Consider the following 10,297-nt stretch of genomic DNA (forward strand, 5'->3'; position numbering starts at 1 on the left):
CCCTTGTGAGTGTCTTTCCCCGCTCGGATTGCCTGCGGGGTAGAAGCAATCAGGCTCCGGCTGCCGCGCGCTGGAGGTTTCGCTCGAGCTGGTCCTTGGCAAGCAGGTATTGCTTTGGCCATTCGACACGGTGGTAGCCAAGCTTCGCAGTCTCGCGCAGCAGCCAGGCCGGATCGGCCAGATGCGGGCGAGAGATTGCGCAAAGATCGGCGCGCCCCGAGGCAATGATCCCGTTGACCTGGTCGGCCTCGGTGATCGCGCCCACGGCGATAGTGGGGACACCAGCCTCGTTGCGAACCCGGTCGGAGAACGGGGTTTGGAACATGCGCCCGTATACCGGCTTCTGTTCCGGGGTCACTTCGCCCGACGAGCAGTCAATGACGTCCGCACCAGCTTGCTTGAACAGCCGAGCTATCTCGACCGCGTCATCTGCGCTGATGCCGCCGCTCACCCAGTCGGTGGCCGAAATCCGAACAGAAATCGGTCTGTCCTGAGGCCAGGCTTCACGTACTGCGAGCAGCACTTCAATCGGGAACGCCATGCGCTGCCCAAGCGTGCCGCCATATTCGTCGGTACGGTGGTTGGTGACGGGCGAGATGAAGCTCGACAGCAGGTATCCGTGGCCCGCCTGGAGCTCCAGCCAGTCAAAGCCGGCGGCAGCCGCACGTCGGGTGGCTGCGACAAAGTCGTCGCGCACGCGATCCATGTCCTCGCGCGTCATGGCGCGAGGTGTGTGGGAAATGCCGGGCTGGTAAGGCAGCGCGGAAGCTGAAAGCAGAGGCCAGTTGTTCTCAGGCAGCGGATGATCAGCCTGCTCCCAGCCGAGCTGGGTGGAGCCGCGGCGGCCGGCGTGACCGATTTGCACGCCGATGCGCGCACTGGTATGTTCGTGGACGAAGCGGACAATGCTGGCAAAAGCGAAGGTCTGCAAATCATTCCAAAGCCCCGGGCAACCCGGCGTGATGCGCCCCTCTGGCGAGACCGCCGTCATTTCCACCATGACGAGTCCGGCACCGCCCAAGGCGCGACTACCCAGGTGGACCATGTGGAAGGTCCCCGGCATGCCTTCCTGACACGAATACATCGCGGTAGGCGATACCACCACGCGATTCTTCAGCGCGACACCGCGTACGGTGTACGGCGTCAGAAGAGGCGGTACCGCCGTGGCTTCGGTGCCGGAGCGCTTTGCCAACCACGATTCGTAACCATCCAGCCATGCCTTGTCGCGCAGACGCAGGTTTTCGTGGGAGATGCGCTGAGAGCGAGTCAGCAGCGAGTACGCGAACTGCTCGGGTTCCAGGTCTTCATAGCGCTTGACGTTCTCGAACCATTCGGTGGAGTTGCGCGCGGCATTTTGGATCTTCAGGACTTCGACCGAACGCACCGCTTCGTACTGCGCCAGCGCCGCTTCCAAGGAGCCATCGACGCGCTTGATGGTACGTGCCAGCTCAATGGCATCCTCGAGCGCCAGCTTGGTGCCGGAACCAATCGAGAAGTGCGCGGTGTGCGCAGCGTCGCCCATCAGCACCACCGGTACTTTCTTGTCAACGCCGGCGTCGTCAGTCAACGTGTTCCAATGCACCCACCTTTCGCAAATCACGCGTGGGAACTGGATCCAGATCGCCGAGCCGCGCAGGTGAGAGGCGTTGCTGATGAGCGGATGGCCATCCAGGTACGGGGCAAACAGGCGCTCACAGTAGGCGATGCCTTCCTCCTGGCTCATCTGGTCGATGCCGGCCGCCTTCCACGTTTCTTCTGGGGTCTCGACAATAAATGTCGAAGTACCATCTTCGAAACGGTAGGCGTGCGCCTGGAACCAGCCGTGCTCGGTCGGCACGAAGATGAAGTTGAAGGCATCGAATACCTTTTTCGTGCCCAGCCAGACGAAGCGACACTTGCGGGTGTCGATATCCGGTCGGAACGTATCGGCGTAGCGTTTTCGCACCACGCTGTTCAGGCCGTCAGAGGCAAGGACCAGGTCCGCGTTGTACTTGCGCGCGATGGCCTGGTCGTCGTCGACATTGGTTTCGAAAACCAGTTCGACGCCCACTTCCTCGCAACGCGCCTGCAGGATGTTCAACAGGCGCTTGCGGCCGATGCCGATGAAACCGTGGCCGCCACTGCGCACCGCCCGACCCTTGAAGTGAACTTCAACGTCATCCCAGCGATTGAACGCGTCGCCGATCGTGTCGGCCGAAACAGGATCGGCTTCCCGCAGGTTGCCCAGGGTTGCGTCGGAGAACACAACGCCCCATCCGAAGGTGTCATAAGGGCGATTGCGCTCCACCACGACGACTTCATTGGCGGGATCCTGCAGCTTCATCAACAGGCCGAAATAGAGGCCGGCGGGACCACCGCCGATACATACGATCTTCATGGCTGTTTCCAAATCAAGTTACTACCGGAGCCTTCGGCGTCCCTGCGCGGGTCGCGTTGGCATTTGCCCAAGGTCTGAACGTGCTGGATTCAGACCGTTTCGCGAAAAGGCCGGCCGCTCGGAGCAGAATGCGTCCCGATACGGTGACCCAACTCAGTCAACGCCCCATCTTCTGTGCGGGCCGGGGCCGGCCCATGCTCGATCGCAGCGCGCAGATCCTCCGGGACCTTGATCGCGAGGTGCGTGTCGAGAGAGGTCATCACGATGGTCTGCGTGACGGCCATCCGCACCTCGCCGTCCGCTCCCGAGCATCGCCAGGCCAGCGTGATCGACTTTCCGCCAACACGCACCACTTCCAGCTCCAGCCAGACACGGTCGCCAAAGCGGCTGATGGCTTTGAAGTCCGCCTCCAGGTGGACCGTTGGCATGCCGAGTCGACGTGCGCCAATCACACCGTGGTACCCATCCGGCAACAGAGTGTCGATCCAGCTTTCGATCAGGTCGTTAAACAGCACGAAGTACTGGGGGTAGAACACAATCCCAGCGGGATCGCATTCGGAGAAATGGATCTTGTGCTGGCGCCTGAAGGTGTGCGGAGTGGTCATGATCTTCAATTCCTGCAAAAGGTTCGGAGTTGGGTCACGCCAGCGCGTGGCGCACCAGGGCTTCCTTCAGCTTCTTGCCGTGCTCGTCCGCCAGGGCTGCCTCGCGCAACTCCCGCAGCGTGGCCGGCGCCAGGCGGGCACCTGCCCGCACGACTGCGCTCATCAGGGTCTGGTAATTGGTCAAGCCGCGCACGTGCGTGTCGCTATAGCCTTTCACCAGCCTCTGGCATTGCACCACTTCCAGCGCAAGCGCGGGATTCAGGCGGGCGGCCGCAAGAACCTGTGCCAGCCAGCTTTCGATGCGTTCGGTCTCGAGTGCGTAGCGCAGCGTGCAACGGCGAATGGCGCGCAGACGTGCCACGGTCCACAGCATCAGGTAGCCGCGCAGCGAGCTCGTCGTGACCACGCGGCCGGCGGTAGTAAAGCGGCGCACCAGGCGGTGCACCAAGTGCGGCTTCATCAACCAGCGTCCGAGCCCGGCTGGCAGTGTTTCGCAGATTTCTTCCACGCGCGGGTGCATGAATTCATTGATTGCCAGCAGTTGTTTGTCACTTGCGCGAACTTCGCCGCGGACGCGCTCGAAGCGGGTGCCGCGCGTCTTGAGGTCGGCCACGCGGATGGTGTCCTCGTAAGTCATCCACAGCGCGAGGTGGCGCGCGGTTTCACGCAGCAGCGGGATACTGTTGACGCCCACCGCCTGGCGCACCAACTGGAGCCGGTTCAGGTAGAGGCCTGCATAGCCGACGTCCTGGTAGTCGATCATGCGACGCACGCCTTCTACCACGACATGCTGGATCTCCGCCGGTTGCTCATCGCGGACACGTTGCAGCACCTGGGCGACCTTGTTGTCCCGCGGATTGAGTTCGGCAGGAGCCGAAGGCTCGGAAGGGGCCGGCGCATCGCCCGTTTCAGCCGTAGCGAAGGCGGCGCCGAACGCGCGCAAGCTAGGTTTGACGCCAACGCCGCCACGCTCGATGGTCGCTTCGAACTGCGCCCGGCTGAAGGGCAGCACGCCGGTGCCCGCCAGCGCACCGAACAGGACCGCGCTAATGACGCTACCGTTAGCTTCTGCAGCCTGGGCCATGTCGAAGCGTATGAAGCGCTTGGCGGCTTTGCTGGCGTGGGCGATCAGTTCATTGCTGTCGACACGGCCATCGCCCATTGCCGCCTTTTCAGCGATGGAGTAGACCCGATGGGTCGATGACAGAAGGGTGGTGCGATCCGGCGTAACTAGCCCGCGTTGTACCGCGCGACCGGCTTCCATCAGCTCGGAAGCGAGTACCACATCGACGTCGCCGGGCGTCGGCATCAACGCAAGCACTGGCATGCGGCCGGCACGTTCGGCGATCTCGCGCGGAAACAATTCGACGTAATAAATGGTGGCGCCGGTACGCTGAGCCACGCCGGGTACCGAAGTGGTCTGCGCGATGTAGCCGTTGTGCTCGCCGAGATCCACGATCCAGTCTGCCAGCACGCCGCCGCCTTCCCCGCCCATGGCGAGAATGGCAACCTTGATCGTCTTGGCGCTGAGATTGATGGGTACGTTCACGATGAACCTCTTGATCGTAGATTCAGAATGCAAAGCGTGCGCGGCGCGCGGCTTCGCGTTTTTGCAGGAAGCCAATCACCGTGTCGCGCAGCCGCTGACGCAGCTTGTCCATGCGGGTCGGATTGGTAACAATCTGGGCGCGGTAGAACGACGGGCAAAGCACGGCGGCATGGGAAACCTCGCCGCATAGACCGCAACCCACGCAGCTATCCAGGACAGACGCCACCGGGTCGGTGCGCAGCGGATCCGGATTGGGCTTGATCGTCAGCGAAGGACATCCGGACAGGCGAATGCACGAGTGGTCGCCGGTGCAGGTATCCGAATCCACGCCGAAGCGCTCCCGCACGACGCGTTGGCCATCGGCAATCGCTTTGCGCGTCTTGGGCTTCTCTCGGCGCTGCTTGTTCAGCATGCACTCGCTTTGGGCGATCAGCACTTTCGGTCCCTTGGCACCGGTGGTCAGCGCTTCCTTGAGCGTTGCCTTCATCGCCTTCAGGTCATACGTGCGGCGGATGGTCTTCACCCACTTGACGCCCACGCCTCGCACAGCATCCTCGATGGCATGGCCAGTGCTACGCGTGTCGTTGTGCGCCGTGGACGAGAGGATGTCCTGGCCTCCTGTGGCCGATGTGTAGCTGTTGTCGACGACAATGGTGAGGTTGTCGCTCTTGTTGAATACTGCATTCGCGATACCGCTGGTCAGGCCGTTGTGCCAGAAGCCCCCGTCACCCATCACGGAAATGGCGCGTTTGCCTGTTGGCGCATTCAGCGCCGCGGCACTGGCGCCGCCCAGGCCGTATCCCATCGTGGTATTGCCAAGGTTGAACGGCGGCAGGATCGAGAACAGGTGACAGCCGATGTCGGCGCTCACGTGGTGTTCGCCGATCTCGCGCTCCACCAGTTTCATTGCGGTAAAGATCGGACGCTCCGGGCAGCCGGTGCAGAAGCCAGGTGGGCGTGCATGAACACTTTCGTCAACCAGCTTCTGCGGTTCCAGTACTTCGGCGGCTACGGCATCGACGATAGCGGTCGGGGCTTGCACCAGCGGAATCACCCTACGCTCGGGCTTTGGCTCAGGCTGCGGTGCGATCTTGCCGTATTGTTCCAGGAAGGCGCGCAGTCCCTTGAGAATCGTGGCGGTGTTGTACTCGCCTGCCAGCGGCAGAAGATCCTTGCCGTGCAAGGTGACCTTCGCCCCTGCGATGCGCAAGATGTTTGCGGCGTTCTGTTCGATGAAATTGGGCTGTCCTTCTTCCAGCACCAGCACCGCGCGCTTGCCGGCGCAGAAGCGTTCCCACTCTGAATCAATCAGCGGGTAAGCCACGTTCATCACGTACAGCGGAATCCTGGACTCGCCAAACACATCCGCCAGGCCTAGTTGCTCCAGCGCACGAATCAGCGTGTTGTAGCTGCCACCCTGTACGGCGATGCCGATGTCGTCCATCTCGCCGTCGAAGAACTCGTTGAGTTTGCGCTCCTCGATGAATTTCACAGCAGCGGGCCAGCGCTGCTTTACCTTCTCATGCTCGTGCACGAAGCTGGCTGGCGGCAGAACGATCCGGCTGAGGTCGCGTGCAGGGTTGTCAAGCGCATCCTGAATCGAAAATTTGCTGCGGCGGTTGTCGGAAGCCACAAACTGCCCATGTACGTGGCAGGAACGCACCCTCAGTTGGAGCATCACCGGGGTATTGGAAGCCTCTGACAAGTCGAAGCCATCCTTCACAGCCTGGACAATGCAGGGCAGGTTGGGGCGCGGATCCAGCAGCCACATCTGAGACTTCATCGCGAAGGCATGGCTGCGTTCCTGCATGATCGAGGAACCCTCACCGTAATCTTCACCGACGATGATCAGCGCGCCTCCGGTCACCCCACCCGAAGCCAGGTTGGCGAGCGCGTCGGACGCTACGTTGGTGCCGACAGTAGCTTTGAATGTCACCGCCCCGCGCAGCGCGTAGTTGACCGAGGCGGCCAGCGACGCTGCCGCTGTAGCTTCGCTCGCACTGTTTTCGAATCTGATGCCGTTCTCGGCCAGAATGTCCTGCGCATCCGCCAGAACGTCCATCAGATGCGAAATTGGGGAGCCTTGGTACCCCGCGACATACGCCACGCCGGACTCGAGCAGCGCCTTGGTGACCGCGAGGATGCCCTCGCCACTGAATACCTCGCCTGAACCCAGACGCAACTTCTTGACTTCTTCAACGAATGAACGCTCAGCCATGGCTTTCCTTCCTGATGCTTGGATGGGGACATACTGCAAAGCGCAGTGCGAGTCCTCTTTGTGATGAGTATAGTTTAAGGTTAAACAATTCCAAAATCATATATGAGGCCGGAGTGATGGATCAGTGGGGAGGAAAAACCCGTAGCTCCGAATATCGAGTGGCTATTGCCTCGCGGCATACCTGGGAGTCGTGGTAGACGCCGCGCCCAGGTAGTGCGCCGGAGGCTCAGGCCACCGACGCCCCATGTTCTTGCTGCATAGGTCGATGTGCATTTCGCGAGAGCATGAGTTCTTCGCGCTGCACAGAGCCACACCTTGCGTGGTCACGCGATAGAAGTTAGCGCTACGGCGATGGATGCCCTAACGCTGCGAAGCTCAGCGGAATATCCATGACTTCAAGCAGATATTGGGATGGAGCCGTTGCCGGTAGATCGAACGGCCGGCCCCATTCTCAGGCGTTGGTTTCGCCTGCCGAGACGAGAGCCGAAACGACCGCTTCCCCAATCATGGTTGCGCCACCGGTCACGATCGCCGTCTTGCTCTGAGTTCCTTGCACGTCTGTCTCCACTTTTGTATTGGCTCGCATGTAGCCATGTGAAGGACAGTTTGGTGTACCGGTGATGATGCTTCTATCCGCAATCCGCTTTCCGATATCCAGATATCGAGCCGATACTTTGAAATAAATATTGTTTAAATATGAACAATGCCAAAGTCATATATATGCACGGAGTTAGAGGTACGCTAGTACGGCTTCGGTGGAAGCCGAAGCCCCGCCTCAGGCGATCTGTGCGTTGCTTTGCTAGCGGACGCGGGCCACGACGACTGGCTCCCGCGCCGATGGGAGCAGCGCTACAGCCAGCGCAGCGGCAAGGCCGGCAATGGAAAATGTGATGAAATTCCAGCCGAAACTCAGGCTTGAGCCGGCCACGTAGCCGCCGACGAGCGGGCCGCTCATGGCGCCGAATCGCGCGAAGCTCAGGGCCCATCCTGTTGCCGCGGCGCGTGCGTGCGCCGGGTAGTAACCGGCCAGATATCCGGTAAGGATTAGGGATGCCGAGACGCTGCCCACGCCTGCCAGCGCGACCAGAAGATAATTGACGACAACGGAGTTTCGGAACATCAGTGCGCCGATGGCGAGAGCGCCGATCAGGTAGAAGAGTGCGACGGTGCCACGTGCGCCCATCCTGTCCGCCGCGCTGCCCAGGAAGAGGCCGCCCACCGCGGAGGCAAGGCTGAAGATAACGAGGAAGGAAAGGCTGGAGCCGAGGTCATAGCCATTCTTGCGCATGATCGTCGGCAACCACGTATTGAGGCCATAGACCAGCAGCAAGCCGAAGAACAGTGCGATCCAGAAGCACGCTGTCGCGCGTAGTTGTTTGCGGGTGAACATGCTAGACATCACGTCGCGCCAGGTGGCGCGGGCGGCGCTGTTCGCGGGCCGAACTTGTGACGGCAGCCGGCCATGACCAGTGCGATCGGCCAATGCCTGCGCTTCATCGATCCGGCCTTGCCCCACCAAGTACTCCAGCGACTCTGGGAGCAGCCACGCCATTAGCGGTATCAACACCATGGGCACGGCGCCCAGGCCAATCACGCCACGCCAGCCAAGATTCGGCAACAGCCACATCGCGATGAGGGCTGCGCAAAGAATGCCGACCGAATACCCAGAGTACATCAACCCATAGTTGAAGCTGCGGCGATGCGGCGGCGAGTACTCGATGGTCAAGGCGGCGGCGACCGGAATGACGCCGCCGAGGCCGAGCCCGCCGATAAATCGCAAGACGCCGAAGATGGCGGGCGTCGGCGCGTACGACGCGCCCAGCATGGTCAGTGAGAACAAGGAAACGCAGAGCAGCAGCATGCGGCGACGGCCGATCATCTCGCTCAGCGTGCCAATCAGGAAGGCGCCAAAGAACATGCCGACCAGGGCATAGCTGCTGAGGGCGCCGAGTTCCAGCGGCGTCAGGTTCCAGTTGCGGTCGTCGGCGAGCGCGGGCAGTACCGCTCCCATGACGCCGACGTCATAGCCTTCAAAAAGAATTGCAAGGAAGCATACGAAAAGTACGGTATAGGTTGCGCGAGAGGTGGGGCGCCAGGGCTGAGCGCTGCCAGCTGGGGTCATTGTCTGTCTCCTGATGGGTGGCGGATATGGAACCGGAGAGGCCGCCAGGGAACCTGTTTCGCGCGATCGTCGCCACGCGCTCGTTGTTGTTCATAGTTTAGGCATAAACATATGATTTTGGAAATATATTTTTTTGAGGCGGGCGATGGTGGCCTGGCCGGCGCCTCTACGGTGAGGCGGCGAGGTCGCAACTAGAACTTGTGGCGCAGGCCCAGGCCGAAGGTGTTGCCTGGGTTCAGGTCGGTCACCTTGTCATAGCGCCAGGCGGCGTAAAGGTCAGTGCGCTTGGAGAACGGGTGGCCGCGATCGCCAGTACCCGCAACGGACTGCCAGACCCGTTCTGGATCTTCAGCGGTGCCGCCACGATCAACGCGCCGGTTGGCGGCAGCTGGTCCAGGTTCTTCAGGCATTGCAGCCCATACTTGTTTGCGCCGTGCATCAGCGTGTGACAGGGGTAGGGCAGCGACCAGGCGTAGGACTGGCCGGCGTCGGTGTTGATGGTTTCGACGCCGAAGCCGTGTACATTGCGCTCATGGATCAGCCACTCAACCGCAGCCTGTTCCGGGCCGGGCGTATGGGCACCGTCCTCGCGCAGGCCGAGGAACTCGGCAGGGTCGGTCTTCTTGCTCCAGTCGGTGCGCAGCAGCACCCAGGTGCCGGTGGGAATGCGGCCGTGTTCGGCTTCCCAGCGCTGCAGGTGCGTCACCGTCAGCACCCAGTCGGGGTCCTCCGCCACTTCGGCGCTGGCATCGACCACCACCGCGGTAGCGATGAAGTTGGCCGGGTCGATGGTGTCCACGCTGTTGTTGGCGTGGTTCTTGCCCGAGATCCAGTGCACCGGCGCGTCGAAATGCGTGCCGGTATGCTCGCCGCAGGAGAAGTTGTTCCAGTACCAGCCCGGTCCCTTGTCATCGTACTGGCTGATGCGTTCCATCTTGAACGCCCACACCTGCCCGAATTCGGGGGGCAGCACCAGCGCGGGGAAGTCCGGAGCACCACGCGGAAAACGGCAATCGGGCGGCCACCCCACTGTGTCGACGTCGACTGCGTGCGCGATACGAACGAGCGGCCTACGGCAACGCCTGGGCGCGGAGGTACCCGCGCCAGTTTGGTGGACATCCTGGATGGGCCAGAGATGATCGACCTCTCTCACGTAGGGCAGGCCACGAGCGCTGGTCACTAACGTGCCAATGGAACCAGCCGCATCAAATGGCGGCAACAGTCCCTCGCCTGGCGCTGGCGTCCCATGGATGCCGCTTTCGTTCTATCAGCTATTCCAACGAATTTGATGTACTGGTAGGCAGCGTCGCCGCTAAGGCAACACGATGCATGACATCGAGTACTCGTTGACCTATGGACCATGGCTGGTGAGGTAGCCTGATCGAGGCGGACACGCTTGGTCCTTAGATTAAGATCGTGGATCAGG

At 61.6% G+C, this 10,297-nt stretch carries 6 protein-coding genes; all 6 read right to left on the reverse strand.

Going from position 1 to position 10,297, the window contains the following annotated elements; genetic code table 11:
- Positions 1-49: 49 nt before the first annotated feature.
- Entirely contained in the window at positions 50-2,377 is a 2,328-nt protein-coding gene (locus IPF36_RS17650) for a bifunctional salicylyl-CoA 5-hydroxylase/oxidoreductase (RefSeq protein WP_195429283.1), read from the reverse strand.
- Positions 2,378-2,466: 89 nt separating this feature from the next.
- Entirely contained in the window at positions 2,467-2,982 is a 516-nt protein-coding gene (locus IPF36_RS17655; protein WP_195429284.1) for a thioesterase family protein, read from the reverse strand.
- 34 nt (positions 2,983-3,016) lie between these two features.
- A complete protein-coding gene (locus tag IPF36_RS17660) occupies positions 3,017-4,531 on the reverse strand; it encodes an indolepyruvate oxidoreductase subunit beta family protein (protein WP_368671167.1) in 1,515 nt (504 codons plus the stop codon).
- Between the two features lie 22 nt (positions 4,532-4,553).
- Complete coding sequence (locus IPF36_RS17665) at positions 4,554-6,749, reverse strand: indolepyruvate ferredoxin oxidoreductase subunit alpha (RefSeq protein WP_195429286.1); 2,196 nt, start codon at positions 6,747-6,749, stop codon at positions 4,554-4,556.
- A gap of 799 nt (positions 6,750-7,548) precedes the next feature.
- Positions 7,549-8,871: an MFS transporter gene (locus IPF36_RS17670; RefSeq protein ID WP_133092694.1), complete on the reverse strand. Its 1,323-nt coding sequence runs from the start codon at positions 8,869-8,871 to the stop codon at positions 7,549-7,551.
- Positions 8,872-9,115: 244 nt separating this feature from the next.
- On the reverse strand, positions 9,116-10,051 hold the full coding sequence (locus IPF36_RS17675; protein WP_368671168.1) for a cyclase family protein: 936 nt from the start codon (positions 10,049-10,051) through the stop codon (positions 9,116-9,118).
- Between the last annotated feature and the right edge of the window lie 246 nt (positions 10,052-10,297).

The organism is Cupriavidus sp. IK-TO18 (assembly GCF_015549295.1).
Lineage (GTDB): Bacteria > Pseudomonadota > Gammaproteobacteria > Burkholderiales > Burkholderiaceae > Cupriavidus > Cupriavidus oxalaticus_A.